The 26373-nt window shown below is 62.5% G+C and carries 26 protein-coding genes; 13 read left to right on the top strand and 13 right to left on the bottom strand.

Going from position 1 to position 26373, the window contains the following annotated elements; genetic code table 11:
• Positions 1-11 precede the first annotated feature (11 nt).
• The 7 genes from NKJ32_RS02210 to NKJ32_RS02180 form a co-directional block, all read right to left on the bottom strand.
• A complete protein-coding gene (locus NKJ32_RS02210) occupies positions 12-797 on the bottom strand; it encodes an SDR family NAD(P)-dependent oxidoreductase (protein WP_352826721.1) in 786 nt (261 codons plus the stop codon).
• Between the two features lies 1 nt (position 798).
• On the bottom strand, positions 799-1794 hold the full coding sequence (locus tag NKJ32_RS02205; protein ID WP_352468257.1) for an ABC transporter permease: 996 nt from the start codon (positions 1792-1794) through the stop codon (positions 799-801).
• A 30-nt stretch (positions 1795-1824) separates the two neighbouring features.
• Positions 1825-3357, bottom strand: coding sequence for a sugar ABC transporter ATP-binding protein (locus NKJ32_RS02200; protein ID WP_352826719.1), 1533 nt, complete (start codon positions 3355-3357; stop codon positions 1825-1827).
• Complete coding sequence (locus NKJ32_RS02195) at positions 3347-4330, bottom strand: ABC transporter permease (protein WP_352577648.1); 984 nt, start codon at positions 4328-4330, stop codon at positions 3347-3349. Before NKJ32_RS02195 ends, NKJ32_RS02200 begins: the two co-directional genes overlap by 11 nt.
• A gap of 138 nt (positions 4331-4468) precedes the next feature.
• Positions 4469-5500, bottom strand: a complete 1032-nt coding sequence (locus NKJ32_RS02190) for a sugar ABC transporter substrate-binding protein (RefSeq protein WP_352826718.1) — start codon at positions 5498-5500, stop codon at positions 4469-4471.
• A 23-nt stretch (positions 5501-5523) separates the two neighbouring features.
• Positions 5524-6375 carry an IclR family transcriptional regulator gene (locus NKJ32_RS02185; RefSeq protein WP_352826717.1) on the bottom strand — a complete coding sequence of 284 codons (852 nt, stop codon included), beginning with the start codon at positions 6373-6375 and terminating at the stop codon, positions 5524-5526.
• The gene (locus NKJ32_RS02180) at positions 6375-7517 is read right to left on the bottom strand and encodes an ABC transporter substrate-binding protein (RefSeq protein ID WP_352588755.1); all 1143 of its coding nucleotides are present in this window, start codon (positions 7515-7517) and stop codon (positions 6375-6377) included. The genes NKJ32_RS02185 and NKJ32_RS02180 overlap by 1 nt, the downstream gene beginning before the upstream one ends.
• 618 nt (positions 7518-8135) lie before the next feature.
• On the opposite strand from NKJ32_RS02180, the gene cyoA reads away from it, so the two are divergent.
• Genes cyoA through cyoD form a run of 4 tightly spaced genes read left to right on the top strand, consistent with a single transcriptional unit; the run spans position 8136 to position 12140 of the window.
• Entirely contained in the window at positions 8136-9059 is a 924-nt protein-coding gene (gene cyoA, locus NKJ32_RS02175) for a ubiquinol oxidase subunit II (RefSeq protein WP_352588758.1), read from the top strand.
• Positions 9060-9061: 2 nt separating this feature from the next.
• On the top strand, positions 9062-11068 hold the full coding sequence (cyoB, locus tag NKJ32_RS02170) for a cytochrome o ubiquinol oxidase subunit I (RefSeq protein ID WP_352826716.1): 2007 nt from the start codon (positions 9062-9064) through the stop codon (positions 11066-11068).
• A complete protein-coding gene (gene cyoC / locus NKJ32_RS02165; protein ID WP_023677048.1) occupies positions 11065-11715 on the top strand; it encodes a cytochrome o ubiquinol oxidase subunit III in 651 nt (216 codons plus the stop codon). The genes cyoB and cyoC overlap by 4 nt, the downstream gene beginning before the upstream one ends.
• Positions 11712-12140 carry a cytochrome o ubiquinol oxidase subunit IV gene (gene cyoD, locus NKJ32_RS02160; RefSeq protein ID WP_023677049.1) on the top strand — a complete coding sequence of 143 codons (429 nt, stop codon included), beginning with the start codon at positions 11712-11714 and terminating at the stop codon, positions 12138-12140. The genes cyoC and cyoD overlap by 4 nt, the downstream gene beginning before the upstream one ends.
• Positions 12141-12293: 153 nt before the next feature.
• Here the strand turns inward: cyoD and NKJ32_RS02155 are convergent, their stop codons facing one another.
• A complete protein-coding gene (locus tag NKJ32_RS02155; protein WP_352588960.1) occupies positions 12294-12797 on the bottom strand; it encodes a YbhB/YbcL family Raf kinase inhibitor-like protein in 504 nt (167 codons plus the stop codon).
• Between the two features lie 131 nt (positions 12798-12928).
• Between NKJ32_RS02155 and NKJ32_RS02150 the strand changes: the two genes are divergently transcribed.
• From NKJ32_RS02150 to NKJ32_RS02140, 3 genes are all read left to right on the top strand, one after another.
• The gene (locus tag NKJ32_RS02150; protein ID WP_352682955.1) at positions 12929-14119 is read left to right on the top strand and encodes a DUF3182 family protein; all 1191 of its coding nucleotides are present in this window, start codon (positions 12929-12931) and stop codon (positions 14117-14119) included.
• A gap of 80 nt (positions 14120-14199) precedes the next feature.
• Entirely contained in the window at positions 14200-14460 is a 261-nt protein-coding gene (locus NKJ32_RS02145) for a SpoIIAA family protein (RefSeq protein WP_352682953.1), read from the top strand.
• A 146-nt stretch (positions 14461-14606) separates the two neighbouring features.
• Entirely contained in the window at positions 14607-14828 is a 222-nt protein-coding gene (locus tag NKJ32_RS02140; RefSeq protein ID WP_352826715.1) for a hypothetical protein, read from the top strand.
• 41 nt (positions 14829-14869) lie between these two features.
• Here NKJ32_RS02140 and NKJ32_RS02135 read toward each other — a convergent pair whose 3' ends face one another.
• Positions 14870-15193: a hypothetical protein gene (locus tag NKJ32_RS02135; protein WP_352588770.1), complete on the bottom strand. Its 324-nt coding sequence runs from the start codon at positions 15191-15193 to the stop codon at positions 14870-14872.
• A gap of 208 nt (positions 15194-15401) precedes the next feature.
• Positions 15402-15839, bottom strand: coding sequence for an Lrp/AsnC family transcriptional regulator (locus tag NKJ32_RS02130; protein ID WP_352588773.1), 438 nt, complete (start codon positions 15837-15839; stop codon positions 15402-15404).
• A gap of 130 nt (positions 15840-15969) precedes the next feature.
• On the opposite strand from NKJ32_RS02130, the gene rocF reads away from it, so the two are divergent.
• Positions 15970-16890, top strand: coding sequence for an arginase (gene rocF / locus NKJ32_RS02125; protein WP_352588776.1), 921 nt, complete (start codon positions 15970-15972; stop codon positions 16888-16890).
• A gap of 3 nt (positions 16891-16893) precedes the next feature.
• Positions 16894-17961, top strand: a complete 1068-nt coding sequence (gene ocd / locus NKJ32_RS02120) for an ornithine cyclodeaminase (protein WP_023677057.1) — start codon at positions 16894-16896, stop codon at positions 17959-17961.
• 16 nt (positions 17962-17977) lie between these two features.
• Here the strand turns inward: ocd and NKJ32_RS02115 are convergent, their stop codons facing one another.
• A complete protein-coding gene (locus NKJ32_RS02115) occupies positions 17978-18139 on the bottom strand; it encodes a hypothetical protein (RefSeq protein ID WP_023677058.1) in 162 nt (53 codons plus the stop codon).
• A 271-nt stretch (positions 18140-18410) separates the two neighbouring features.
• On the opposite strand from NKJ32_RS02115, the gene NKJ32_RS02110 reads away from it, so the two are divergent.
• The 4 genes from NKJ32_RS02110 to NKJ32_RS02095 all read left to right on the top strand — a co-directional run bounded on the left by NKJ32_RS02110 (position 18411) and on the right by NKJ32_RS02095 (position 23836).
• On the top strand, positions 18411-20360 hold the full coding sequence (locus tag NKJ32_RS02110) for a PrkA family serine protein kinase (protein ID WP_023677059.1): 1950 nt from the start codon (positions 18411-18413) through the stop codon (positions 20358-20360).
• 19 nt (positions 20361-20379) lie between these two features.
• The gene (locus NKJ32_RS02105) at positions 20380-21702 is read left to right on the top strand and encodes a YeaH/YhbH family protein (protein ID WP_023677060.1); all 1323 of its coding nucleotides are present in this window, start codon (positions 20380-20382) and stop codon (positions 21700-21702) included.
• Positions 21702-23240, top strand: coding sequence for a SpoVR family protein (locus NKJ32_RS02100; protein WP_023677061.1), 1539 nt, complete (start codon positions 21702-21704; stop codon positions 23238-23240). The genes NKJ32_RS02105 and NKJ32_RS02100 overlap by 1 nt, the downstream gene beginning before the upstream one ends.
• Positions 23241-23356: 116 nt before the next feature.
• Positions 23357-23836, top strand: a complete 480-nt coding sequence (locus NKJ32_RS02095) for a DUF1772 domain-containing protein (RefSeq protein WP_245274717.1) — start codon at positions 23357-23359, stop codon at positions 23834-23836.
• A 112-nt stretch (positions 23837-23948) separates the two neighbouring features.
• On the opposite strand, the gene NKJ32_RS02090 is transcribed toward NKJ32_RS02095, so the two are convergent.
• Complete coding sequence (locus tag NKJ32_RS02090; protein ID WP_023677063.1) at positions 23949-24194, bottom strand: hypothetical protein; 246 nt, start codon at positions 24192-24194, stop codon at positions 23949-23951.
• A gap of 48 nt (positions 24195-24242) precedes the next feature.
• Positions 24243-26243, bottom strand: a complete 2001-nt coding sequence (locus tag NKJ32_RS02085; RefSeq protein ID WP_023677064.1) for a protein-L-isoaspartate(D-aspartate) O-methyltransferase — start codon at positions 26241-26243, stop codon at positions 24243-24245.
• Between the last annotated feature and the right edge of the window lie 130 nt (positions 26244-26373).

Genomic DNA, 26373 nt, shown 5'->3' with positions numbered 1-26373 from the left:
CTCGTTGGTTGTCAAAGCAGGTCGGGTACGTAGCGGGGTGCTGCGGTGAGGCCGCCGTCGACGCGCAGGTCGGTACCGGTGGTGAAGCCGGCGGCGTCGGAGGCCAGATAGACGGCGGCTTCGGCCACCTCGGACGGTTTGCCGATGCGGCCGAGCGGATGCATCTTGACCCAGGCCTTGGCGAGATTGCCGCCGATCTCCTTGACCAATTTGTCGTTCATCGGCGTGTTGATGGTGCCGGGCGAGATCGAGTTGACGCGGATGTTGAGCGGGCCGAACTCGACCGCCATCTGGCGCGTCATCGCCATCACCGCACCCTTGGCGCCGGCATAGGCGGTCCAGCCGTCGAGCCCGATATGACCTTGCGCCGAGGCCATGTTGATGATCGAGCCGGATTTCTGCGCGATCATGTGCGGCAGCGCATATTTGCAGCCGCGGAACACGCTGGTCAGGTTGACCGCGATCAGCCGGTGCCACTGCTCGTCGGTCATCTCATGGACCGGCATGCCGCCGATGGCGATGGCGGCATTGTTGACGAGAATATCGAGATGGCCGGTCTTGCCGACGGCTGCGTCGATCAGGGCGGCGATGTCGGCCTCCTCCGCCACGTCGCAATGGATGTAGTCGGCGCGCTGGCCGGCGGCGCGCAGCTCGGCTGCGAATTTTTCACCCTTCTCGTCGGCGATGTCGCCGAGGAAGACGTGCGCGCCTTCCCTTGCCATCGCCTCGCTGATCGCGTGGCCGATGCCGTCGGCGGCGCCGGTGACAATTGCGGTTTTCCCTTTGAGACGATCCATTTCAGCCTCCAATGGCGCGCCGGCGCTTCGCTTCGTCGAAGGCAACGGCGGCAATGATGATCATGCCCGTGATGACCAGTTGCCATTCGGTCGGCAGGCCGAGGCCGCGCAGGCCGTTGGACAGGAATTGCAGGATCAGCACGCCGAGCGCCATGCCGGTCAGGCTGCCGATGCCGCCGGCAAGGCTCACCCCGCCAAGCACGGTGGCGGCAACGACCTGGAACTCGAAATTCAGCCCGGCCGTATGCTGCGCCGAACCGACGCGGGCGGCCAGAATGATGCCGGCAACCGTTGCCAGCAGCGCGCTGATGATGAAGCAGATGAACTTGACGCGGCGCACGTCGTAGCCTGCCAGCCGTGCCACTTCCGGATTGCCGCCGACGGCATAGATCTGCCGTCCGAACGGCCTGTGCTGCATCATGTAGGCGAAGACGGCGAGCAGGACGATGGCGATGACCGCCGAATAGGGAATGACATTGAACAGGCGGCCGTCCGACAGCGCGATGAAGCTGTCGAGCGCGGCATCGTCTGGAATAGCGCGCTGGCCGGTATAGAGATAAACGCCGCCGCGCATGATGAACATCGTGCCCAGGGTCACGATCAGCGAGTTGATGCCGGCGTAGGCCGTCAGATAGCCATTCACGACGCCGATGATCAGCCCGAACAGCAGCGCGCCACTGATGCCGAGCAGCAGAGAATTCGTGTCGTTCATGATGATGATCAGCGGCAGGGCGATGGTCGCCAGCAGCGAGCCGATCGAGATGTCGACCTCGCCTGATATGAAGACGATGGCGCAGCCGATGCCGGCTGTCAGCGCCAGCGAAGCCTGACCGAGCACATTGGTGATGTTGCGCACGGAGAAGAAATTCTCGGCGGTGAAGGAAAAGAACGCGATCACCAGAATGAGGCAGAGGAGCAATGCCAATTCCTGCCGCGCGACGAGCCGCGCCAGCATGGACGGCCCAGCTTTCATGGTATCGGTGCTTGCCAGGCTCATCGCTTGGTCCCTTTGCGAAGCGTCATCGTCTTAGCCGATTGCCGCATTGAGGATGTTCTCCTGCGTGGCCTCGTCGCGAGGCATGATCGCGGTGAGGCGGCCTTCGCACATCACCGCGATGCGGTCGGCAAGCCCCAGCAGCTCGGGCATTTCGGACGTCATCATGACGACCGCCAGGCCCTCGCCGGCGAGCCGGTCGATGAGCGCAAAAATCTCCGACTTGGCGCCGACGTCGATGCCGCGGGTCGGCTCGTCGACGACGATCACCTTGAGACCGCGCATCAGCCAGCGCGAGATCAGCACTTTCTGCTGATTGCCGCCGGACAGATTCTTGACCTGTTGGAACAGGCTGGGCGTCCGGATGCGGAAACGGTCGACATAGTCCTGCACCGCCTTGCGTTCGCTGACCTTGTCGACGAAGCCCATTCTGGCGAAGGCGCCGAGTGAGGCGAGGCTGGCATTCTGGTAGACCGGCAACTCGCCCATCAGCCCCTCGCTCTTGCGGTCCTCGGTGAGCAGGCCGATGCCGAGCCGGACGCCGGTGTGCGTTTCGTGCGGCAGCAGCCGGCAGCCATCGACCGAAATGGCGCCGGAAGTGATCGGGTCGTAGCCGACGATGGCCTTGGCGAGCTCGGTCCGGCCGGCCCCCATCAGGCCGAAGAAGCCGAGGACCTCGCCGGCATGCGCCTCGAACGACACATCCTTCAGCTTCTTGGCGGTGCTGAGCCCCTCAACGGAAAGCGCGACCTTGCTGCCCGGCGCGCCGCGCTTGCGAGGGAACAGGTTTTCGATGCGCCGGCCGATCATGTCCTGGATCAGCGTGTCGTTGGTGTGCTCGCCGATCGGCCTGGTCGAGACGTGGCGGCCATCGCGCAGCACGGTCACGGTGTCGGCGATCTCGAAGACCTCGTCGAGCTTGTGGCTGACATAGAGCACCGCGATGCCGAGCGCGGCCAGCCGGCGGATGACGGTGAACAGCAGCGAGACCTCGTTAGGCGTCAGCGAGGAGGTCGGCTCGTCCATCACCACGACGCGGGCCTCATGGGCGAGTGCGCGGGCGATCTCGACCATCTGCTGCTGGCTGACCGGCAGCGATCCCGTGCGCGCCGCCGGGTCGACATTGAAGCCGATACGCTTGAACAGAGCGGCCGCATCGACACGGATCTTCTTCCAGTCGATCGAGCCGCCTTTGCCGGTCGGATAGCCTTCGAGGAAGATGTTTTCGGCGACGCTGAATTCGGCGATCAGCGCGATCTCCTGGAACACCACCTTGATGCCCTCTTTCAGGCTATCGCGCGGCGACTTGATGTCGGCCTCGCGGCCGCGCAGGCGGATGGTGCCGGCATCCTTGCCGTAGACCCCGGCCATGATCTTGATCAGCGTCGACTTGCCGGCGCCGTTCTCGCCCATCAGGGCATGGATTTTGCGGGGTTCCAAGGTCAGATCGACATTGTCCAGCGCCATCACGCCGGGAAAACGCTTGCCGATGCCGCGCATCTCCAGCGCCGGCACGCTTTTGTCGACAGCCACGGTTTCGCCGGAGTGAAGGAAATCAACCGACATTGGCTCTGTTCCGCACGATGTCGAGATAGGTCGCCAGGATGATGACGATGCCGGGCACCACCATCTGCAGGTCCTGGTTCCAGCCGAGGATGATGATGCCGTTGTCGATGACCTTCAGCACCAGCACGCCCAGCAACGTGCCAAGCAGCGAGCCGCGGCCGCCAAGCAGGCTGGTGCCGCCGAGGATGACGGCGGCAATCACCGTCAGCTCGAAGCCGCGGCCGGCGGTCGGCTGGCCGGCATTCATCAGCGACGACAGGATCATGCCGGCGACGCCGACGCACAGGCCGGTGACGACGAAGGCGAACAACTTCAGCCGTTGCGAGCGCACGCCGGAGAGGCGGACCGCTCGCTCATTGGCGCCGACCGCGTACAGATAGCGACCGAGCGTGGTGAAGCGCAGCGTTGCCGCGGCCAGCGCGAAAATCAGCGCGGCAACGACCACGGGCAGCGGGATCGCGCCGAGATAGCCGGCGCCGAGATCGGTGAAGCTTGCAAGCCGGTGGTGGTTCTGCACCGCCTCGCGGGTGAACAGATAGACGCCGCCCTGCAGCATCATCATGGTGCCGATGGTGGCGATCAGCGAGTTCACCTTGAGCCTGGTGACGACCAGCCCGTTGAACAGGCCGACGGCACCGGCAAAGGCGAGCGCCGCCAGCAGGCCGAGCGTCAGGCTGTGCGTCGAATTGAGCACGGCCATGCCGATGCAGCCGACAAAAGCCAGCGATGCACCGACCGACAGGTCGACTTCCGCGGTGATGATCAGCATCGTCATGCCGGAGGCGACGATCAGCACCAGCGCGCATTGGCGCAGGATGGCGATGATGTTGGCCTCGGAATAGAATTGCGGCGCGGCAATCGAAATGGCCATGCAGAGCACGGCCAGGATCACGCCGAGCACCAGCTGGCTGCTGCCCAGCAGCTGGCCGCCGATGAAACGCCTTGGCGCGGAGGATTGCGTAAGCTCGCTCATGTCCATTTCATTTCCGGGCCGCATCGGGTGCCGTCGCCGTCTGGAAACTGCCGGCCAAAACAGGGCGGTTGACCTGTTTTGTCGTCGGCATCCGATCCGATGCCCTTCCCGCCGCGCGGGAAGGGCTAGCCGGAATCCTTACTTCTTCAGATCGGCGGAAGTTTTCATGCATTTTTCCGGTGGCTGAAGCGCATTGACGGCATCCCATTTGATTTTGCGTGTGGTGCCATCGTAGTCGTAGAACTTCTTCCAGTCGTCGCCGTTCATCGGCGCGGTCGGGCTGACGATGTGTTCCGGCACCTCTTCGCCGTTGAAGAGCTTAACCGCTGCATCGATGGCGGTGTAGCCTTCCTTTTCCGGGAACATCGCGGCTTCGATGCGATAGGACGGCTCGTTCTGCATTGCATTGATGAAGGCGAGGCCTTCGCCGCCGGTGCCGACCGTCAACAGGCCGTCCTGCGACTTGCCGGCCGCTTTCCAGGCCTGAAGGCCGCCGAGCGAGGAGGAATCGTTGATGCCGTAGATGATGTTGATGTCGGCGTTCTTGGCAAGTGCCGCCGAAGAGACCTCGAGCGCGCGATCGGGATTGCCGCCACCGTCGAGGTCGTGGACCATGACCGCGTCGGGGATGATGGTCTTGAGGCCATCCATGAAACCCTGCGACCGCAGCACCGTGGCGGACAGCAGCGGCAAGCCGACATTCATCACCTTGGCTTTGCCTTCGAGCTTTTCCTTGGCGTATTTGCCGGCTTCGACGCCGGCGGTGTAGCCGGTGTCGTAGTCGCAGATCGCGACCATGGTGGTCATGCCCTTGACCGGATTGCCTTCGAGCACGACCGGAACGTTGTTGGATTTCGCCTGGCGCAGCAGCGGCACGACGCCTTCCTCGTTGACGGGCGTGATGATCAGGACGTCGACGCCCTTGGCCATGAAATCTTCGGCGGCGGAGACCTCCTTGGCAACGTCCAGATTGGCGTCCTGCACCTGGAGCTCGATACCGAGTTCCTTGGCGCGGGACTGCATGCCCTTGATGACGTTCTGATACCACTCATGCGTGGCGTAGTTGGTGACGTAGCCGATGCGCTTCGGCATGTTTTCGGCGTGTGCCGCGGCGGCGCTCAGAGCAAGCACCGCCGCCGAGGCAAACAGCATCGATTTGGACCAGTTCATGTTTCTTCTCCCTGTATTTCTTGTCAGTTGCTGAACGGATAGTCCCGCCGTTCCGGGTCGGCACGTGAAGAGTTGGCAGCTTCGCCCGCGCCCAGCGCCGCCGATATCGTCTCGGCCGCTGCCTTCGTCCGCTCCAAGACGGTGTTGCGATCGAAGCGGGCGGCCTTTTGCGGCAGGAAGGGGACGGTGAGCGCGGCAATGACGGCGCCGGTATGGTCGCGCACCGGCATCGAGATGTTGGTGCAGCCCTCGACAGCCAGCGAGGCGCGCATTTCATAGCCGAGCCTTGCGACCTCGTTCAGCCGCGCTTCGATTTCCGCCCGGCTGCCTTGGCCTTCGCCTGCGGCGACGATCCGTTCGACGATGCGGTCGCGCTCGGCGCGGCTCGAATGCGCCAGCAGCACCGCGCCGGAGCTCGTTTCGAGGATCGGGAAATGCGAGCCAAGGGCAACTGAATAACGCATCGGCAAAGGCGAATCGATCTGCAGCACGACCAGTGCGCTCTCGCCTTCGCGCACGACCAGATGGCAGCTCTGGTCGGCATTGGCGGCGAGGCCGCGCATCACCGGCAGCGCACATTCGACCAGGCGGTTCACCGGGGGATGCATATGCGCCAGCTCGAACAGCTTCAGCGACAGGCGGAAGCGGTCCGATTGCGTCCGGAAAATGTAGCCGCGCTTCTCCAGCAACAGCAGGATGCGGTAGATCTCGTGAATGGAGCGCCCCATTCCGGTGGCGATCTCGGTCTGGGTCAGCGGCTCGCCGCTGGCAGCCATGAATTCCAGTATGTCGAGCGCCTTCTCCACCGCCGGCACCCGATAGCCGTTGCGGCCGCTTTCGCCTTCGTCGACGATCTGGGCAATATCGGCGGCCATTACGCGACGCTCCGTTGCGGCTGGCCATGCCTGGTCTCGCGATAGAGCCGGTTCAGCCGGTCCGCGAGCTCGGCCGCCCGCAATTCGCCGGCGATCGCCGCCGCGGCATGAGGGGCGCATTGGCGGAAGAAGCTGATGAAGCCCGGATGGGTCGGGCGCAGATAGGAGGCTTGGATCGTCGCCAGCGTCGAGGCGAAGAAGCCGCCCGAGAGAGCGTTGACCTCGGTATCCTGCCACGCCGCCAGCGACCCCGGCTGTCCGCCGGATTTCACATAGTCGCCGCGCTGATAGCCGGGCGAGCACAGAAACAGCGCGTAATCGATGGCTGCCTGCTTGTGTTTCGATTGGGCGCTGACGCCGATGCCGGCGCCGCCGAGCAAGGCGCCGGCGGATCGCGGCGTCGGCACGTCGGCGAAGCGCAGATACGGCCTGTCTGCCCTGGAGGCGTAGTTCACATAGCCGAAGGCGAACGGCACGTAGACCACGTCGTCATGCGCGATCATGTGATCGTAGCAACGGATCGGGTTCCATTTCGGCGAGTTCGGATGCGACAGCGCCGCAAGCTGGCGCAATTGCCCGACGGCCCGCTCGATTTTTTCCCCGGCGATGAACTCGTCGCCGTCTTCCCGCGGTTCGCCCAGCGTCAAAAGCAGGCACATGGCGTCAGTCGGCACCAACGGCAGCCCAAGCCATTTGCCGTCCTTCAAGGCGCGCCGGCCGAGCTCCAGCACCTCGTCATGGCTGCGCGGCAGCGGTCCGTAGCGCTCCAGGAGATCGGGGCGATATGAGGCAACCTGGCAGGCAGCATCGATCGGCAACGCCCATTGGCGCCCGTCCCTCGCGTAGGATTGCCAGGATGCGCCGACCGAATCCCGTTCGAAGCCGCGGCGCTGCTCAGCCGACAAATCAAACGGCACCATCAGCCCGCCTTCGGCAATATCGCCGATGAACGGATGATCGAACACGACAAGATCATAGGCGCCGAGCACCGGACCAAGCGCGCCCTCGCCGAACTCATAGAGGCTGCGGCGGTCCCATTCGATCTCAAGACCGGGATTCGCGGCGCAATACGGCCCGATGCTGGCGTCGAGCGGACCCCAGCAGCGTCGGTGATCCCACGCGAGGCCGCGCAGTCTTGTCATGCCGAAATTCCTCCCAGAGCCGGCCATGCGCCGGCCCAGCCGATTAGTAGCAACTATTTTCACCTAGACAAGTAGTTTTTACATACGCAAAGCCAGTCCTCGCTTCCGTTTGGCGAGAAAGCCGCCCAATCATCCTTGGTGCGCATCGCGTTGCCGCCGGCCTGCAACCAAAGGCTGCGATGGATCTGGCTTTTTGGGAACTTTCGCGACGAACATTCGTTCGGTTGGCGCAGCCATCTTGAGCAGCATCATGCGTCACTGGATTCAGCGCCGAGTCGCGGGGAGCGGACTAAATGGACCAACGGTGGGCGCGGCCATGAACCGGTTTACCGCCTTGGCATTCGCCACGTTTCTGGCGATAACTTCGATCTGGGTCCTGTCGCTGGTTTCTTAAGATTTGGCTCTGGTTTTTCAGGATTTGGCTCTGGTTTGTTAGGATTTGGAGGGGTTCTCGACAGGTCGACCGCTTAACGATGACGTCCGCCGCATGTGGTTCTGCCAGCCGGAGCCGCGTGCGTGAAGAAACTGTCGCCAGGAGCACACCGGCGCGCACATTCGGGGTTGGCAGCCACGCTGCCTGCAACGTTCCAATCGGTTTTCAGGAAACGGCGAGATCTCATGCTGCTGAGGGTGATCGTTCGAAACTGTGCCGCCATCCGTCTTGGCTGCCTCGGCGCGACGATTTTGCTGGTCGGGCTGCTTGCCGGCTGCCAGGGCGGCGTGCTCGATCCGCAAGGGCCGGTGGGGGCGGCGCAGCGGGCGATCCTGCTCAATTCGGTTGCTATAATGCTGGCCATCGTCATCCCGACGATCGTGGCGACGCTCGGCTTTGCCTGGTGGTTCCGGGAAACCAACACAAGAGCACGGTACCTGCCGGAATGGGCCTATTCCGGACGCATCGAACTGGTGGTCTGGTCGATCCCCATCCTCGTCATCCTGTTTCTGAGCGGCATCATCTGGATCGGGTCGCATGACCTCGATCCAATGAAGCCGCTGGATTCGCAGCAAAAGCCGCTTGAGGTGCAGGTCGTCTCGCTCGACTGGAAATGGCTGTTCATCTACCCCGAGCAGAATGTCGCGAGCATCAACCAGCTCGTGGTGCCGGCGGGCAGGCCGGTGCATTTCTCGCTTACCTCGGCAAGCGTCATGAACGCGTTCTTCGTGCCTCAGCTCGGCGGCATGATCTATACGATGAACGGCATGACGACGCAGCTTCACCTGCAGGCGGATCAGCCCGGCGAATTCTATGGGCGGTCGGCCCATTTCAGCGGCGACGGTTTTCCAGGCATGCAATTCGTGCTGCATGCCGTCGCAGCGGATGCCTTCGACGCGTTCGTCAATTCGGCGCGAAGCCAGGGACAGGCACTCGACAAGGCCAGCTACCAGGAACTAGCCAGACAGAGCATCGACGTGCCGCCTTCGACCTATCGCTCGGTCGAGCCGGACCTTTTCCATGAAATCGCGACGCAGGGCGTTCCGCCCGCGCCCGGTCCCCAGGCCGGTCGCCTCGAGCCGAGCGTATCGCCCACGACAGGAGGCTGACAATGCTCGGAAAATTGAGCTGGGACGTCATTCCGTTCGATCAGCCTCTGCCGATGATCGCCTCGGCGGTCGTCGCCCTGGCAATCCTCGGCGTGCTGGCCTGGGTCTTCCTGGCCGGCCATTTCCCCTATCTGTGGCGCGAATGGATCACCAGCGTCGATCACAAGCGGATCGGCGTCATGTACACGCTGCTGGCGCTGCTGATGCTGCTGCGCGGCTTCAGCGACGCCGTCATGATGCGGTCCCAGCAAGCCCTCGCCTTCCAGGCGCCCGGCTATCTGCCGCCCGATCACTTCAACCAGGTCTTTTCCGCCCACGGCACCATCATGATCTTTTTCGGGGCGATGCCGTTCGTCATCGGACTGATGAACCTGGTCGTGCCGCTGCAGCTCGGCGTCCGCGACGTTGCCTTTCCGACGCTCAACTCGGTGAGCTTCTGGCTCACCGCCACCGGTGCGCTGCTGGTCAACATCTCGCTGGTGATCGGAGAATTCGCCCGTACCGGATGGCTGCCCTACCCGCCGCTCAGCGAGACCGCCTACTCACCGGGCGTCGGCGTCGACTATTATCTGTGGGCGGTGCAGATATCGGGCGTCGGAACGCTGCTCACCGGGATCAATTTCGTCACCACGATCCTGAAGATGCGGGCGCCCGGCATGAGCTACCTGCGCATGTCGATGTTCTGCTGGACCTCACTCGCCGCCAGCCTGCTCATCGTCGCCGCCTTCCCGATCCTCACCGCCACGCTCGCGATGCTGACGCTCGACCGCTATTTCGGCTTTCATTTCTTCACCAATGAAGCCGGCGGCAACATGTTGATGTTCGTGAACCTGATCTGGGCCTGGGGCCATCCCGAGGTCTATATCCTCGTCCTGCCGGCGTTCGGCATCTTCTCGGAGGTCATCTCCACCTTCTCCAGCAAGCCGCTGTTCGGCTACCGCTCGATGGTGGCCGCGACGCTCTTCATCTGCATCGTCTCCTTCATGGTGTGGCTGCACCACTTCTTCACCATGGGCGCCGGCGCCGACGTCAACGCCGCGTTCGGCATCGCCACCAGCATCATTGCTGTCGGTACCGGCGTGAAGATCTACAACTGGATGTTCACCATGTATGGCGGCCGCATCTGCTTCGCGACGCCAATGCTGTGGTCGCTGGGCTTTATGGTGACGTTCGTCATCGGCGGTATGACGGGCGTGTTGCTGGCCGTGCCGCCGGCCGATTTCCTGCTCCACAACAGCCTGTTCCTGGTGGCGCATTTCCACAACGTCATCATCGGCGGTGTGCTGTTCGGCGCCTTCGCGGGATATACCTACTGGTTTCCAAAGGCATTCGGTTTCCGGCTGCACGAGGGCTGGGGCAAGCTGGCCTTCTGGCTGACTCTGATCGGCTTCTACGTCACTTTCGTGCCGCTCTACGCTGTTGGCCTGCTCGGCATGACCCGCCGAATGCAGCATTTCGACGTGTCGGCATGGTATCCCTGGGTGCTGGCTGCCGGCGTCGGCATGTTAATCACTACCGCCGGCGTGGTCGCGCAGATCGTACAGCTCGTCGTCAGCATCCGGCAGCGCGCGGCGCTTCGCGACGCCACCGGAGATCCCTGGGACGGCCGCTCGCTGGAATGGGCCACGCCCTCGCCGCCGCCGGTCTTCAACTTCGCCGCGCTTCCGCATGTCGAGGGCGAAGAGCCCTACTGGAGCATCAAGCAGCGGGCACGCGAGCAAAACCGGCTGCGCGACGAGCCTGACTACGAGCCGATCGAGATGCCGCGCAACAGTCCCACCGGGTTCATCTGCGCCTTCTTTGCGACCGTAATGGGTTTTGCCCTCATCTGGCACATCTGGTGGATGGTGGCGCTCGGCGCTCTCGGTGCTTTGGCCACCTTCGTCGTATTCGCGTGGCGCGACATCCCCGAATACGTCATTCCTGCCGCCGAAGTCGCCCGGATCGACCGCGCCAACCGAAGTGCCCGCCGCGAGGCGCTGGTTACCTACACAGGGCCAAGGCCATGACCGCGATCGATGTTCGAGAGCGTGACCCTTACCGCCTCCATGGCGGGCACGGCCATGCACCTGGCCACGGCGACGGCGGCCCGGCACCGATCCGGATCGTCGTCGGCTACGGCTTCTGGATCTTCCTCCTGAGCGACATCGTGATGTTCTCGGCCTTCTTCGCGGCCTACGCCGTGCTGGCGGGCAAGACGGCGGGCGGACCAAGCGGGGCCGAGCTGTTCGACCTGCGCAACGTCGCGATCGAGACGGCGGCCCTGCTTTTGTCGAGTTTTACCTGCGGTCTCGCCAGCCTCGCCGTGACAGCGCGGCGAAGCTCCTGGTTCTATGTCGCGATGGCTGTCACTTTCGTGCTCGGCGCCAGCTTCATCCTGCTCGAGTTGCGCGAGTTCGCCCATATGGTTGCCCGCGATGCCGGACCGACGCGCAGTGCTTTCCTGTCGGCGTTCTTCACGCTGGTTGGATGCCATGGCCTTCACGTGACGGCGGGGCTGCTGTGGCTGCTCACGATGATGGCGCAGATCTTCGCCAAGGGATTCCGTGACGATATTCTTCGGCGTTTCATGTGCTTCAGCCTGTTCTGGCACGCCCTCGACATCATCTGGGTCGCCCTGTTCACGGTGGTCTATCTCCTGGGAGCAAGTCGATGAGCAATGCGGACGATCGCCACGCGCAACGGCGCGACACCGATGGGCTGGAGCGCTACGACATCGATACGGCGCCGGGTGACGAATACCTCGGCGACACCGAAGTCGGATCCGGGCTACGCGGCTATGTGATCGGCCTCGGGCTGGCAACGCTGTTGACCATCGCCTCGTTCTGGTTGCTCGGAACCAACCTGATATGGGCACCCGGCATTCCGGTGGCGCTGGTCGTGCTTGCGATCGCCCAGATGGGCGTGCATCTCGTCTTCTTCCTGCACATCACGACGGGGCCGGACAACACCAACAACGCTCTAGCGCTTGCCTTCGGCGTGCTGATCGTAGTTCTGGTGATTGGCGGCTCGATCTGGATCATGGCCAACCTCGACCACAATTTGATGCCGATGAACGCGATCATGAACATGAACCGCTGATGCATGTCGCGCAAAAGTGTGCAGCGGTTTTGTGATAACGACATGCGTAAAAACAAGAATCTAAAGCGCGTCGCATGAGGCCGATCGAACGCGACGCGCTTTAGCGATTATTCCGGCCGTTCGCCGCAGTTCATGCGACAGCGAGCTCCGGTCTCAAGCCCGTTCGAATGTGCCGACGAGCTCGGCCTCTCCCACGACGTGCGGCGCGGCCTGTTTCAGCACGTCTTCGACGGCAGCCTTCTCGTCGAGACGCAGCGTCTCGACGTCGACCGCAAGAAGCCGGAAATGGTAATGGTGGAGCCCATGCCCAGGCGGCGGCTGGGGGCCGTCATAATGAGGATTGCCGAAATCATTGACGCCGTGTCCGAGGCTCTCGGTCTTGGCGCCGGCGGTCGTGCCTTCGGGAAGAAAGTTCCGCTGTGCGTCGATGTCGTAGACCGCCCAATGACGGAACATGCCTGAAGGGGCGTCGGGGTCCTCGACGGCCAGGACGAAGCTTTTGGTTCCTTGCGGCGCGTCCGTCCACTCCAATGGCGGCGAGACGTTGCCGCCGTCGCGGGAATAGCGCGGCGGTATTTTTTCGCCATCGGCAAAGGCAGAGCTTTGAGCGTGAAAGCCATGGTCTCGATCTCCCTGGCTGAGGTTCCCGCATAACAACCGCGAGCCACCGATGTTCCGGGCAGCCACCTGGTCAAACCCGCAGCCGGCCGTTGGCCGGAACATTCGCCGAGGAAGCGGGTTTTTCGGTTCGGACGCATCGCCGCGGAATGGCGGCAAGAGGCTCGGCAATGGACGAAGGGCGCGACATGACCGGGCTAAGCGGTAAGCAACCAAGCGGGGCGAAAGGTGTTGTGGTCGCATTCTCCGTGCCGGGCGGCGAGACAATCTATACCCACGAGCGGGAAACCGTCGCTGCCGTTGCGCGCACGATTGCGGCGTTGAAGGGCTTTGCCTTCCGCCAGGGCCTGCGTGACGGCGGCGGTGACAGTGGCCGACTGTATTTCGTGCCGGACGACAGCCTGCTTGCCGTCGATGCGCTCCAACTGGGCATAAACGGGCCGGACGACCTCTTCGGCGGTGTGGTGCCCTGGCGCCTCGCAACCACCAAGGCCATAACCCACGAGCTGGTGGACGGATCGGCGGCACGGCCAAAAGAATGGCACGCCGGCTTCGGCAGGGCCGTCGCCGCGGCCGTACTGCCCGGTTACACCGCATTTTCACGCCACGACGCGCTGCGCGCAGCGCAACGTCTGCTGGAGCTCGGGCTGGTCCGGTTCAAGCCACCGCGCGCTTCGCGGGGCCGCGACCAGCACACCGCCGCGACGGTCGGCGATGTCGAAAGGCTGCTGGACCAATATCCATCCTCTGACCTAAGCGAATACGGCCTTGTTCTCGAAACGCAGCTTCGCGACATCGTTACGCTGAGCGTTGGCAGAACCATGATCGACGAATTGTCGATCAGCTATTACGGCACCCAGCGGACGACGACCGACAACGACGGACAGCCCGTTTACGGCGGATCCGATCTGGTCGTCGTGCGCGGCGGATGGGAGGCGCTGGATGAGCTGCGATTATCGCCGACGCTGGGTTTGGCCGTGGCGCAGGCGAGAACCTATGACGCAGCGATGGATGGTTATCCCGGATTTTTCGCCTCACGGCGCAACTACGACATCGGCCAAGGTGTCGATTCCTCGGGCATCTGGCGATCGGGTGTGCTGGAAGCCAGCTGGCGGATCGGTGGCAGCAGCAGCGCCGAGCTGGCAGCAATGGAGGCCATGACGCGTGACCCCGACGTGCAGATTGTGCATGTCTCCGCGGTCAAGCAGTTCGGCAACACCGCGCAGCTGCCGCTGAATGCAGAAATCCACTTCGACGGAGAGGACCCCGAGGAGGGCCAAATCACGCGTTACACCGTCGTCACCCGGGCGATCCGAGGGCCGATCGGGAAGCCGGCCGATCGTCATTTTAGGTCGAAGTGAAACACGCCTTTGGCAGGGAACATCCGCGAATGGCCCGAGTTTGTTTCAGGCAGCCAGCCAGTCAGAAACCGGAGGAAAAAATGATCGAGATGATTTCCGCTCCCCAGAACGTAGCCGCCTTTCGTGTCACCGGCACCGTGACGGCGGACGACTACGACAGAGTCATCCCGGCAATCGAAGCGAAACTGAGCGACCACAAGGACATCGGCGTCCTGACCGATCTTGCCGATTTCGAGGACATGACGGCTGGCGCCTTGCGGCGCGACCTGCAGTATGGGCTGAGCAAACTTGGCGAGCTCCACCGCTTCAAACGTGCCGCGGTGATTTCCGACAAGCAGTAGATCAAGGCCGCCACGGAAATGACGGACGCGCTGTTTCCGCAAATCGAGGCGCGGGTGTTCCCGGAGGACGAAAAGGCCCAGGCCCTGAAATGGGTGGCGGGCGTGCAATAGCGGCGTTGCCTGCAGGAGTGGTTACGGAAATGGCCATGCCAACCGTTTACGACAAACGACAGGATCCGGAAGGCCTCTGGGAGGTCTATGACAGCGAGAGCGACGAAGCCGTCGTGGTCGATGGATTGCCGCTTTCCGGTCTCGACAAAAGCGAAGCCGATGAAGCGATTGAAAAGCTCAATCGGGGCGATCTGACGTCGGACAACATCCCCGAGACGGTTCGGTCAGGGTGGCCTCCGACCAAGGACGGTTTGTGATGACAGCCTGACGGACGTCACCGAGGCGATCGGTCGCGGATCTACGACGAGGCCTTGACCCCGAGCTTGCGGGCCTTGTCCTCGAAGTCGTCACGAATGTCCTCGATCGTCGGCAGATGCAGTCGGCGCAGCTGGGCGTGCAACTTTTTGGCAGCGTCGGAATTCAGGTCGCGCTTGAAATTGGTCGCGACCTCCTCGGCCGAGCCGTAACGGCGATAGCGCTCAATCTCGGTCTTCGTGGCCTGCTGGACATGTTCGAGCGTCTTGCGCTCGGCATCGGATTTTCCGTCCGGTTTGGCCCGCATGACCGGGTTGAAGGCTTTGCTGATAACGAATTCGACCAGTTCCTGCTGGGCGTGAGCCATGATTGTTCTCCCTCGAAGGAGGCCTGTCCGGGCCTAGAACGGTTCGTCGTTTCCCGGAAACGCTGAACCGCTCTATTTTTTCGTTTTGACGCAATTCCGAACGGAAAACCGTTCCACACTTTTACTGGAATTGCTCTAACCGCGGCGACAATTGAAGGTTCCTTGGCGGATTTCGTTACCGCTGCAGGTCAAGCGCAGTTCCTCGAAGTCACAGCCGAGCCTTGGTGGTGCGTGGCGTTGCCAGGAGCAGGCTTGTTTCGCTGCCGGTAATTCCGGGGATCAGGCGGATACGTCTCAGCACCGCATCGAACTCGCTCAGGGTCTGGGTTCCGAGTTCTATCACCAGATCCCAGCGGCCATTGGTGGTGTGGATGGTCGAGACCTCGGAGAAGCCGCCCAGCGCCCGAATGACGCGATCGGCGGCGTGGCCTTCGATCTCGATCATCATGATGCCACGCACGCGCTGATCGACCGCGTCGGCGCGCAGAATGACGGTGTAGCCGACGATGACGCCGTCCCTTTCAAGTCGCTCGATCCGGGACCTTACCGTTGCCCGGGAGACACCCAGGCTGACGGCAAGATCGGAAATGCTGCGCCGGGCGTCGTGCCGCAAAGAGGTGATGATCTGCTCGTCGAGCTGGTCCATGATTGCTCACAACGGAAGTAGATGATGCCACAATGGTAAGGCACTTCGACAAATTTGCCAATTTGACATGTTCATTCTGCCAGCGATGCCCGCTTCAATAAAGGCATCGTAATTCGGTGGGGTATGACAAATGCATTGCACAATCGTTGGGGCACCGATCCAGGCCGGCTCGGGTAGGATGGGCTGCGAGATGGGGCCGAGTGCGCTGCGCACGGCCGGCCTGGCCGGCGCGCTGACCGAGCTTGGCCATACGCTGACCGACCTCGGAACGATTGTCCCTGCCGATATGCGCCCTGTCGTACACGGCAATGCGGCGGTGAAGGCGCTGCCGGAAATCGCCGCCTGGACGGCGGCAATCAGCGAAACCGCCTATGCCGCGAGCGCCGATGCGATGCCGATCTTTCTCGGCGGCGACCACAGCATTTCGGCCGGCACGCTCGCCGGCATTGCCCGCCGGGCGGCGAATGCCGGCCGGCCGCTCTTCGTGCTGTGGCTCGATGCGCACCCCGATTTTCATACGCTCGACACGACGACCAGCGGCAATTTGCATGGTGTGCCGCTGGCTTATGCCAGCGGGCAGCCCGGCTTCGAGGGCTATTTCCCCCGCCTTGCAGCGCAGGTGGAGCCGGCTCGCATATGCGCGCTGGGGATCCGCAGCGTGGACCTGGCGGAAAGGGATGCATTGCGCAGAGCCGGCGTGACGGTCCACGACATGCGTTCGATCGACGAGCACGGCATCGCGCAACTGCTTCGCGCCTTTCTCGAACGGGTGAGCGCCGCCAACGGCATGCTCCACGTCAGCCTCGACGTCGATTTTCTCGACCCGTCGATCGCCCCGGCGGTCGGCACCACCGTCCCAGGCGGCGCCACCTTCCGCGAGGCGCATCTGGCGATGGAAATGCTGCATGACAGCGGCCTCGTCACCAGTCTCGATCTGGTCGAGCTCAACCCTTTTCTCGACGAACGCGGCCGCACCGCCACGCTTTTGGTCGACCTGACCGCAAGCTTGATGGGCCGGCGGATCATGGATCGCCCAACGAGGGGGTTCTGAGCCATGACGGTCAATTTGAACATCGTTCCCTTCGTCAGCGTCGACCGCATGATGAAGCTGGTGCTTGCCATCGGCATCGAGCGCTTTCTGGTCGAGCTTGCCGCCTATATCGAAGAGGATTTCACGCGTTGGGAGCTGTTCGACAAGACGCCGCGCGTCGCCTCGCACAGCATTGACGGCGTCATCGAGCTGATGCCGACCAGCGACGGGCAGCTTTACGGCTTCAAATACGTCAACGGGCATCCGAAGAACACGCGTGACGGCCGCCAGACCGTGACCGCTTTCGGCGTGCTTGCCGATGTCGGCAACGGCTATCCGATGCTGCTTTCGGAAATGACCATCCTGACGGCGCTCAGAACCGCCGCAAGCTCGGCCGTCGCGGCGAAATACCTCGCTCCCGAGGCCGCCCGGTGCATGGCGATCATCGGCAATGGCGCGCAATCGGAATTCCAGGCGATTGCGTTCAAGGCGCTGCTTGGCGTCGACAGGCTGCGCCTCTACGATATCGACCCGGCGGCCTCGACCAAATGCATGAAGAACCTTGCCGGCATGGGTTTCGACATCAAGCTCTGCGCGTCGGCGCAGGAGGCCGTCGAAGGTGCAGAGATCATCACCACGGTGACCGCCGACAAGCGGTCGGCAACAATCCTGACCGACAACATGGTCGGGTCCGGCGTGCACATCAACGCGGTCGGCGGCGACTGCCCGGGCAAGACCGAGCTGCATCGCGACATTCTGCTGCGCTCGAATATTTTCGTCGAGTATCCGCCGCAGACGCGCATCGAAGGCGAGAGCCAGCAGCTCGATGCGGACCATCCGATCACCGAATTGTGGCAGGTGATGACAGGAAAGGCAGCAGGCCGGACGGACGCCGGACAGATCACGCTGTTTGATTCCGTCGGCTTTGCGATCGAGGATTTTTCCGCGCTGCGCTACGTCCGCGATCAGCTTCAGCGGACCGGCCTTTACGAGGAACTAGACCTTCTGGCCGATCCCGATGAACCGCGTGACCTGTTCGGCATGCTGCTGCGCGCCGAAAAAGTGGCCGGGCTGGCGGTTGCCGGCAGCTGAGCTGCGATCCTGTCGGTCAGTCCTTCTTTTCCTGGTACAGGCGCTCGGTGGCGCGGTCGCTTTCCCTGCGCTCCGCCGGGCCGCGACGGCGCTGCGTGAGCAGGGCGTAGGCGATCAGGATTGCCAGCAGCAGTGGACCGCCTGCAACAACGAGCAACCACAAACTAGTCTCAAACATCGAACCGTCTCCTTTCCTTCACAACCGGGAAGGACCAGAACCGTTCCTCCGTCTTATCGGAGGTCGCCCGCACGGCGTGGCGCGATTCAGGATTTAATGCTTCGAGCGGGGCGTTCCACGCCTTGTCTGCACTCAGGATGCCCTTATCTAGAGTCTTATCATTCGGTCACAGGCACTCTCTGCAAAGTGAAGGGAACCACAAGGGCTTTCCGACATTTGGTTGTTCAAGAGACAAACGTGCAGCCACACCGGCTCCGGGGCTAGGAATACCATGCGTGAGAATCAATCCGACGTCTTCGATCTGTTTTCCGAGGTTTACAAGAATGCGGCGCAGGAGGAGATAAGCCTCCAGCAATATCTGCTTGCCTGCCGCGAGGACAAGTCGATGTACGCCTCGGCGCCCGAGCGGATGGTCGAGGCGATTGGCGAGCCGACCTTTGTCGATACCAGCAAGGACGAGCGGCTTGGCCGTATTTTTTCGAACCGGACGATCAAGATCTATCCGACCTTCGCCGACTTTTACGGCATGGAGGATACGATCGAGCGTATCGCCGGTTATTTCCGCTATGCCTCGCAAGGGCTCGAGGAACGCAAGCAGATACTCTATCTCCTCGGCCCGGTCGGCGGCGGCAAGTCCTCGCTTGCGGAGCAGCTGAAAAGGCTGATGGAGCAGCGTCCGATCTATACGCTGAAGGTCGGCGGCCAGGTCAGCCCGGTGTTCGAATCGCCGCTCGGGCTGTTCGACCCCGACCGCATGGGCGACCTTTTGGAGGACAAATACGGCATCGCCCGGCGGCGGCTGAACGGCCTGATCTCGCCCTGGGCGGCCAAGCGCCTCGACGAATTGTCCGGCGACATCTCCAAATTCAGCGTCGTCAAGCTGATGCCGTCCAGGCTTCGCCAGATCGGCATCGCCAAGACCGAGCCGGGCGATGAGAACAACCAGGACGTTTCGGCCCTGGTCGGCAAGGTCGACATCAGGCAGCTGGAAAACTTCAGCCAGTCGGATCCGGATGCCTATTCCTATAGCGGCGGCCTGAACCGGACCACGCAAGGACTGCTCGAATTCGTCGAGATGTTCAAGGCGCCGATCAAGGTGCTGCATCCGCTGCTGACCGCGACCCAGGAAGGCAGCTACAACGGCACCGAGAATTTCGGCGCTTTCCCCTATCAGGGCATCATCGTTGCCCATTCCAACGAATCGGAATGGCTGCAGTTCAAGAACAACAAGAACAACGAGGCGTTCCTCGACCGTATCCTGGTGGTCAAGGTGCCGTATTGCCTGCGGGTCACCGAAGAGCGGCAGATCTACGAGAAGCTGTTGCGCGAAAGCGAATTGGCCTCCAGCCCCTGCGCTCCGGAAGTGCTCGATATCCTCAGCCGGTTCACCGTTTCGACCCGCCTGGCCGAACACGATAATTCGCCGCTCTACACCAAGATGCGCGTCTATGACGGCGAGAACCTCAAGGAAACCGATCCCAAGGCGAAGTCGGTCCAGGAGTACCGAAACGCGGCCGGTGTCGATGAAGGCATGACCGGCGTCAGCACCCGCTTCGCCTTCAAGATCCTGTCGCAGACCTTCAACTACGACACCGAAGAGGTGGCCGCCGATCCGGTGCATCTGATGTACATCCTGGAAGAGGCGATCAAGCGCGAGCAGTTCCCGAAGGAAACAGAGGCGGACTATCTCGATTTCATAAAGTCGGAGCTGGCGACCCGTTATGCCGAGTTCATCGGCCACGAGATCCAGAAGGCTTATCTGGAATCCTATAGCGAATACGGCCAGAACCTGTTCGACCGCTACATCGCCTATGCCGATGCCTGGATCGAGGATCAGGACTACAAGGATACCGATACCGGCCAGATCCTCAATCGCGAGGTTCTGGACAACGAACTGTCGCAGGTCGAAAAGCCGGCCGGCATCGCCAATCCCAAGGACTTCCGCAACGAAGTGGTGAAGTTCACGCTGCGCGCGCGGGCCAGAAACCATGGCCGCAACCCATCATGGACAAGCTACGAAAAGCTGCGCGAAGTCATCGAGAAGCGGATGTTCGGGCAGGTCGAAGATCTGCTGCCGGTGATCAGCTTCGGCTCCAAGCAGGACAGCGTGACGGAGAAGCGGCATACCGAATTCGTGCAGCGGATGATCCAGCGCGGCTACACCGAGCGCCAGGTCCGCCGGCTGGTGGACTGGTACATGCGGGTGAACAAGGCGGGTTGAAGCCAGCCCGGGGTAACATATGCCGATCTTCATCGATCGCCGACTGAACCCGAAGGACAAAAGCCTCGGCAACCGGCAGCGTTTCCTGCGGCGGGCGCGCGAAGAGTTGAAGCGCACCATCCGCGATCAGATCCGCACCGGCAAGATCGCCGACGTGGACGCCGAGCATGCCGTTTCGATGCCGGCGCGAGGCACCGGCGAGCCGAGCTTCAAGGATGCCCGGAACAGCGGCAGCCGCCAGCACGTCCTGCCCGGCAACAAGCATTTTGCCCGAGGCGACCGGCTGCCTAAACCCGGCCAGGGCGGCGGCATGGGATCCGCCCCGGGGAGAACCGAATCGGAGGACGATTTCCGTTTCGTGCTGTCGCGCGAGGAGGTGCTCGACCTCTTTTTCGAAGACCTCGAACTGCCTGATATGGTCAAGCTCAACCTCAAGGAGATCCTCGCCTTCAAGCCGCGCCGGGCCGGCTTCGCCGCGACCGGCTCGCCGACCAACATCAATGTCGGGCGCACGATGCGCAACAGCCATGGCCGCCGCATAGCGCTCAGGCGCCCCAAGCAGGAGGCGGTCGACGCTGTCGCGCAGGAGATCGCGACGCTGGAGACGAAGCCGCAAAACGCCGAGATGCGGCAGCGCATCGTGGCGCTGCAGGAAGAGCTTGAGCGGCTGGAGCGCCGCCGCAAGCGGATCGCCTTTGTCGATCCGGTCGATATCCGCTTCAACCGCTTCGACGCCCAGCCGGTGCCGAACGCCAATGCGGTGATGTTCTGCCTGATGGACGTGTCCGGTTCGATGGGCGAACGCGAGAAAGATCTGGCCAAGCGCTTCTTCGTGCTGCTGCACCTGTTCCTGAAACGGCGCTATGACCGCACCGAGGTCGTCTTCATTCGCCACACGCACGAGGCGCAGGAGGTGGACGAGGAAACCTTCTTCTACAACACTCAGAGCGGCGGCACGGTGGTTTCCACGGCGCTCGAGGAGATGCACCGCATCGTCGAGCAACGCTATCCCAGCCGCGAATGGAACATCTATGTCGCCCAGGCCTCGGACGGCGACAATTTCGTCACCGATTCCGAGCGCTGCATCGCCTTGCTCGACGAACAGATCATGCGGCTTTGCCAGTATTTCGCCTATGTCGAGATCCTCGACGAGCGTGAGAGCCACATCTTCGGCGCCACCGACAACGGCACGTCGCTGTGGCGTGCCTACAGTGCGGTCAAGCTGAGGTGGTCGAACTTCCAGATGAGCCGCATCGCCACGGCGGCCGACATCTACCCGGTTTTCCGCCAGCTCTTCGCCAGACAGCCGGGTTATCAAAAGAGCGCTGAAAGAGGGGGCTGATGGCGAGCAAATCCGGGTTGCTGTTTTCCGGTTCCGACTGGGATTTCAGGACGCTGTCGCGTGCCTACGAGACCATCGAGGCGGTCGCCACGGAAGAGCTCCACCTCGACGTCTATCCGGTGCAGATGGAGATCATCTCCTCAGAACAGATGCTCGACGCCTATTCCTCTGTCGGCATGCCGCTGATGTACCGCCACTGGTCGTTCGGCAAGCACTACCTCTACCAGGAATTGCTCTACCGCAAAGGCGGACGGGGGCTCGCCTATGAACTCGTCATCAATTCCAATCCCTGCATCGTCTATCTGATGGAAGAAAACACCATGGCCCTGCAGGCCCTGGTGACGGCGCACGCGGCACTCGGCCATAACCATTTCTTCAAGAATAATTATCTGTTCCAGCAGTGGACTGACGCCAGCGCCATCCTCAGTTATCTGGACTTCGCCAAGGGCTACATTGCCCGCTGTGAGGAGCGGCATGGCGTCGATGCGGTGGAAGAGATCCTCGATGCCGCACATGCGCTGATGGAACAGGGCGTGTTCAGATATCACCGGCCGCCGAAACTGTCGTCGGAAAAGCAGCGCGAGGGCGTTCGCGAGCGCCTGGAATACGAGGAGCGTTCCTACAATGACCTATGGCGCACGCTGCCGCCTTCGAAGGACGGCACCAAGCCCCGCGAGACGGATACAATGGCGGAGCGCAGGAAATCGCTCAAGCTGCCCGAGGAAAACCTGCTTTATTTCCTGGAGAAGAACAGCCTGATCCTGGAACCCTGGCAGCGTGAGGTCATCCGGATTGTCCGCGTCATCGCGCAGTATTTCTATCCGCAGCGCCAAACGCAGGTGATGAACGAGGGCTGCGCCACCTTCGTGCATTACACGCTGATGAACCTTTTGTTCGACCGCGGCCTGATCGGCGAAGGCGCCATGCTGGAAGTGCTGCGCAACCATTCGAACGTGATCTTCCAGCCGGGCTTCGACGATCCGCGCTTTTCCGGCATCAACCCTTACGCGCTGGGCCTCGACATGATGCAGGACATCCAGCGCATCTCGACCGCGCCGACCGCCGAGGACCGCGACTGGTTTCCCGATATCGCCGGCAATGGCGACTGGCGCCAGACCCTGCTGGACGCCTGGGCCAACCATCGCGACGAGTCCTTCATCCGCCAGTATCTGAGCCCTACCCTGATCCGGAAATGGCGGTTCTTTGTGCTTGCCGATGCGGCCAACGATCCGCACTACGAAGTCGCCTCGATACACAATGAGCGCGGCTACGAGAGCATCCGCGCCGCACTCGCCCACAGCTACGACATCGGCGCCAGCCGGCCGGACATCCAGGTGGTGGACGTGGACCTGCTCGGCGATCGGCATCTGCGCCTGCAGCATAAGGTCAAGGACGGCATAGTGCTGGAAGGCGGCAGCCGCGACGCCACGCTGCGCCATATCCGCAAGCTCTGGGGCTACGAGGTCAGCATGGCTGCGGTCGACGCACAGACCGGCGCCACAGTCCACGAACGGTCGACCAGCCAGATCGGGGAATGACCGAACCGGACTTGCCGGCGAAGTCGGGTGTCGTTGCCTTTACCGGATCACCAACCACCCTAAGTACGCGCGCGCCACGAGGGCATCATTCAGGGAGCAGGAACATGCGCGCATTGATGATCGCCACCGTCCTTCTGGTCGCTGTCACGATGGCGCTCTCACTTGCGCACGCACTGGAATTGCCCGGCAAGTTGCGCCTCAAGGAGGCCACCTACAGATCAGTGCAGGCGATCTATTATCCCGGCTTCACGATCGGCGGCTTTGCCGAGATCGGCGGCATCATTGCCCTCGCCATCATGCTCTACCTGACGCCTTATCCAAGCGCTCGATTCTGGTGGACCTTGGCGGCGCTCGCCTTCCTGCTGGCGGAACATGCGACCTATTGGTTGATCACGCATCCCGTCAATAATTTCTGGGTGCAAGACGTTGCCATGCCGCAATCAGCCGCGACCTTTTTTTCAATGTTCTCTCGAAAGCAGACCGGCGACTGGAGAGACTTGCACAACGTCTGGGAGGCTTCGCATGTCGCCAGGGCAGGCCTGGCGATGCTGAGCCTCGTCTCAATTGCTGTCGCCGCGACATTTTTTGCTGAATAGCGCCAGGGATCAAGACGGCCCTCGTCCGCCAACTTGCCGCCACGAACGCTGCATCCGTCAGATCAGGGAACGGAACCGGCGTACTATCTTAACGTCAAGCGATCCTGCCGTTTCAGCGGTCGGTGCGATGCTTGTTGTGGGCGCTTTCCTGGTGCTCGCCGCGGATGATGTTGCGGTCGTCGGGATCGGCAATGTCCTTCGGGTCCGATCTGAGCTCGGCACCGCGCCGGAACGCCTCGCGCTCTTGCCTGGTCTTTTTCAAATCCGCTTCCGCGTCGAAATCCTTGCCGGCGTTTTTCGTGTTCTCGCGCTCTTCGATGACGCGCAATTGCTGCTCATGAGTCTTTTTTCCGGCCATCGGTGACCTCCTTCTTTTGATTTTCCACTTTCCCAGGGTCCAAATTCGCTACAGCCCGAAAGGATAGGTCTCGGGAAGGCCTGTCCCCGCATGTTCCGGCCCAAGCGGCGTCACGGCACTGGTTTCATCGAACCAGACGAAAGCATCGAACTGGCGGGCGAGCGAGGCGTCCGCATAATGGCTGTGGAGCTCGGTTTCGGGCCGGTAGATGACGCCGATAAAGCGTTCCAGCCGGCGCTCCAGAAGCCGTTCGCGCAGCGTGTCGTCGCGATCGAAATCGAGCAGGAAAGGCGAGACGCCGCTGTCGTGGCAAAGCCGCTCATAGCTGTCGTTGTGGGAAGGCCGAACCGGTTTCACTTCCATGTCGCCGTCCCAGTCGGTGGCGGCGGCCACCGTCCCGGAATGCGTACTGAGCCCGATCAAGGCAACCTCGTCGCCAAAACGCTGGCGGCAGAGCTGGCCGATATTCAGTTCGTCCCTGACGATCCCCATTTCGGTATAGCGGGCATCGCCGATATGGGAATTATGTGCCCACACCACCGCCTTGGCGTTCGGGCCGCGGGCCTGCAGCAGGTGCTCCAGCGTTTCGAACATATGGGTGTCGCGCAGGTTCCAGGATTGCGCGCCGCCGTAATACATGGTGCGGTAATAGCGCTCGGCGGAGGCGACCAGACGGGCATTCTGGCTCGCGTCGAGGAAATCGATGCCGTCCTGCTGCGCGTAGTCGAGCTCTCTGGAAAGCAGTTCCCGGCATTGCTCGAGCACGGCCTTCTCGCATTTCTGGTAACCGGAGGTGAGTGCGACACGGCCATAGGTGGCCGGGTCGTTCTGCCACGGCGTCAGGCAGCCATAGCGTTCGCGCGCGATCCTCGCCGCCTGCGGATCGACCCGGTCGAGATATTGCAGGACCGCCGCAATCGATCCACCCATATTGTAGATGTCGAGGCCATAGAACCCGGCCCGCCGGGAGGATAGCCTGATCCGCTCATTATGCTGTCGCATCCAGTCGACGAACTCGGCGACGTCGGTGTTGCGCCACATCCAGGTGGGAAAGCGCTGGAACGGCGGATCTGCGCCAGGCCGCGGCGGCCGATGGCGGACGTAGCGGTCGATCGCCGCGGCATCGGGCCAGTCGGCCTCGACCGCGACGATGGTGAAGCCATGCTTCTCGATCAGCCTGCGAGTGATCGCGGCGCGCGCACGGTAGAACTCCGACGTGCCGTGGCTGGCTTCGCCGAGCAAGACGACGCGGCGGTCGGCAAACCGGTCGAACAGCGCACCGAAGGCCGGATCGTCGAAATCCGGAAGCGGTTCGGCGGCGGCCGCGATCATCTGCGGCAGGCTGCTCCTGCGCTGATGCCGGTGCGGAAGATCGGCCGCTATCTGGCTGTCGCTGCCTGGCTCGCCCCAGCCTTGCTCGCCGATCAGCGGAACAAACCGCACGCCGCCGAAATCCTCCTCAGTGTAGGTTGCGGCGCCGGTACGGGTGACCTTGAGCAGGCGCTGCGAGTCGAATTCATCGCCGACCGGGATGACAAGCCGGCCAGCGACGTCGAGCTGTTCCTGCAGAGCGAGCGGTGCGCCGGGTCCGGCGGCCGCAACCAGGATCGCATCGAAGGGTGCCGCCTCGGGCCAGCCTTTGGTGCCGTCGCCGGTGCGGACTTCGATATTGTCGTAGCCAAGCTTTTTGAACCGCTGCCTTGCCGTTTCAGCCAACGCGGCGTGGCGCTCGATCGTGTAGACGCGTTCGACGATCCGGCTCATTACGGCAGCCGCATAGCCCGAGCCGGTGCCAACCTCGAGGACGTGGTCGCCGGCTCCGACCTCGGCCATTTCGATCATGAACGCAACGATGTAGGGCTGCGATATCGTCTGACCTTCGGCGATCGGCAGCGGCCCGTCCTCATAGGCGAATTCTTCAAAGCCAGGATCGACGAAAGCCTCGCGCGGGACCTCGCGCATCGCCTGAAGGACATTGCGGTCGCGAATGCCACGGCGGCTCAAGTGGATGTCGACCATTTGGTTGCGGGCATGGGAGAGATCGAGCATCTTTTTGCTCCTCCTATGGGCCTCCGCTACAATCGCCCAAGCTGCTCAACGCCACCTCGGCCGGCTCGTATCTCAGGGCCTCGGCAGTCCCTTTGGATCCAAGCAATGCGGTGCATCTCCCTAACCGTTG

The sequence above is a fragment of the Mesorhizobium sp. M0159 genome, from assembly GCF_040322295.1.
Lineage (GTDB): Bacteria > Pseudomonadota > Alphaproteobacteria > Rhizobiales > Rhizobiaceae > Mesorhizobium.
The sequence above is the reverse complement of the archived record's forward strand: the minus strand, read 5'-3'. Positions and strand labels throughout refer to the sequence as shown.

Excerpts from the sequence above, each read along its gene's own strand:
- NKJ32_RS02210 (WP_352826721.1), bottom strand. The coding sequence starts at position 797 with ATGGATCGTCTCAAAGGGAAAACCGCAATTGTCACCGGCGCCGCCGAC.
- NKJ32_RS02205 (WP_352468257.1), bottom strand. The coding sequence starts at position 1,794 with ATGAGCCTGGCAAGCACCGATACCATGAAAGCTGGGCCGTCCATGCTG.
- NKJ32_RS02200 (WP_352826719.1), bottom strand. The coding sequence starts at position 3,357 with ATGTCGGTTGATTTCCTTCACTCCGGCGAAACCGTGGCTGTCGACAAA.
- NKJ32_RS02195 (WP_352577648.1), bottom strand. The coding sequence starts at position 4,330 with ATGAGCGAGCTTACGCAATCCTCCGCGCCAAGGCGTTTCATCGGCGGC.
- NKJ32_RS02190 (WP_352826718.1), bottom strand. The coding sequence starts at position 5,500 with ATGAACTGGTCCAAATCGATGCTGTTTGCCTCGGCGGCGGTGCTTGCT.
- NKJ32_RS02185 (WP_352826717.1), bottom strand. The coding sequence starts at position 6,375 with ATGGCCGCCGATATTGCCCAGATCGTCGACGAAGGCGAAAGCGGCCGC.
- NKJ32_RS02180 (WP_352588755.1), bottom strand. The coding sequence starts at position 7,517 with ATGACAAGACTGCGCGGCCTCGCGTGGGATCACCGACGCTGCTGGGGT.
- cyoA (WP_352588758.1), top strand. The coding sequence starts at position 8,136 with ATGCTGCTGAGGGTGATCGTTCGAAACTGTGCCGCCATCCGTCTTGGC.
- cyoB (WP_352826716.1), top strand. The coding sequence starts at position 9,062 with ATGCTCGGAAAATTGAGCTGGGACGTCATTCCGTTCGATCAGCCTCTG.
- cyoC (WP_023677048.1), top strand. The coding sequence starts at position 11,065 with ATGACCGCGATCGATGTTCGAGAGCGTGACCCTTACCGCCTCCATGGC.
- cyoD (WP_023677049.1), top strand. The coding sequence starts at position 11,712 with ATGAGCAATGCGGACGATCGCCACGCGCAACGGCGCGACACCGATGGG.
- NKJ32_RS02150 (WP_352682955.1), top strand. The coding sequence starts at position 12,929 with ATGGACGAAGGGCGCGACATGACCGGGCTAAGCGGTAAGCAACCAAGC.
- NKJ32_RS02145 (WP_352682953.1), top strand. The coding sequence starts at position 14,200 with ATGATCGAGATGATTTCCGCTCCCCAGAACGTAGCCGCCTTTCGTGTC.
- NKJ32_RS02140 (WP_352826715.1), top strand. The coding sequence starts at position 14,607 with ATGCCAACCGTTTACGACAAACGACAGGATCCGGAAGGCCTCTGGGAG.
- NKJ32_RS02135 (WP_352588770.1), bottom strand. The coding sequence starts at position 15,193 with ATGGCTCACGCCCAGCAGGAACTGGTCGAATTCGTTATCAGCAAAGCC.
- NKJ32_RS02130 (WP_352588773.1), bottom strand. The coding sequence starts at position 15,839 with ATGGACCAGCTCGACGAGCAGATCATCACCTCTTTGCGGCACGACGCC.
- rocF (WP_352588776.1), top strand. The coding sequence starts at position 15,970 with ATGCATTGCACAATCGTTGGGGCACCGATCCAGGCCGGCTCGGGTAGG.
- ocd (WP_023677057.1), top strand. The coding sequence starts at position 16,894 with ATGACGGTCAATTTGAACATCGTTCCCTTCGTCAGCGTCGACCGCATG.
- NKJ32_RS02115 (WP_023677058.1), bottom strand. The coding sequence starts at position 18,139 with ATGTTTGAGACTAGTTTGTGGTTGCTCGTTGTTGCAGGCGGTCCACTG.
- NKJ32_RS02110 (WP_023677059.1), top strand. The coding sequence starts at position 18,411 with ATGCGTGAGAATCAATCCGACGTCTTCGATCTGTTTTCCGAGGTTTAC.
- NKJ32_RS02105 (WP_023677060.1), top strand. The coding sequence starts at position 20,380 with ATGCCGATCTTCATCGATCGCCGACTGAACCCGAAGGACAAAAGCCTC.
- NKJ32_RS02100 (WP_023677061.1), top strand. The coding sequence starts at position 21,702 with ATGGCGAGCAAATCCGGGTTGCTGTTTTCCGGTTCCGACTGGGATTTC.
- NKJ32_RS02095 (WP_245274717.1), top strand. The coding sequence starts at position 23,357 with ATGATCGCCACCGTCCTTCTGGTCGCTGTCACGATGGCGCTCTCACTT.
- NKJ32_RS02090 (WP_023677063.1), bottom strand. The coding sequence starts at position 24,194 with ATGGCCGGAAAAAAGACTCATGAGCAGCAATTGCGCGTCATCGAAGAG.
- NKJ32_RS02085 (WP_023677064.1), bottom strand. The coding sequence starts at position 26,243 with ATGCTCGATCTCTCCCATGCCCGCAACCAAATGGTCGACATCCACTTG.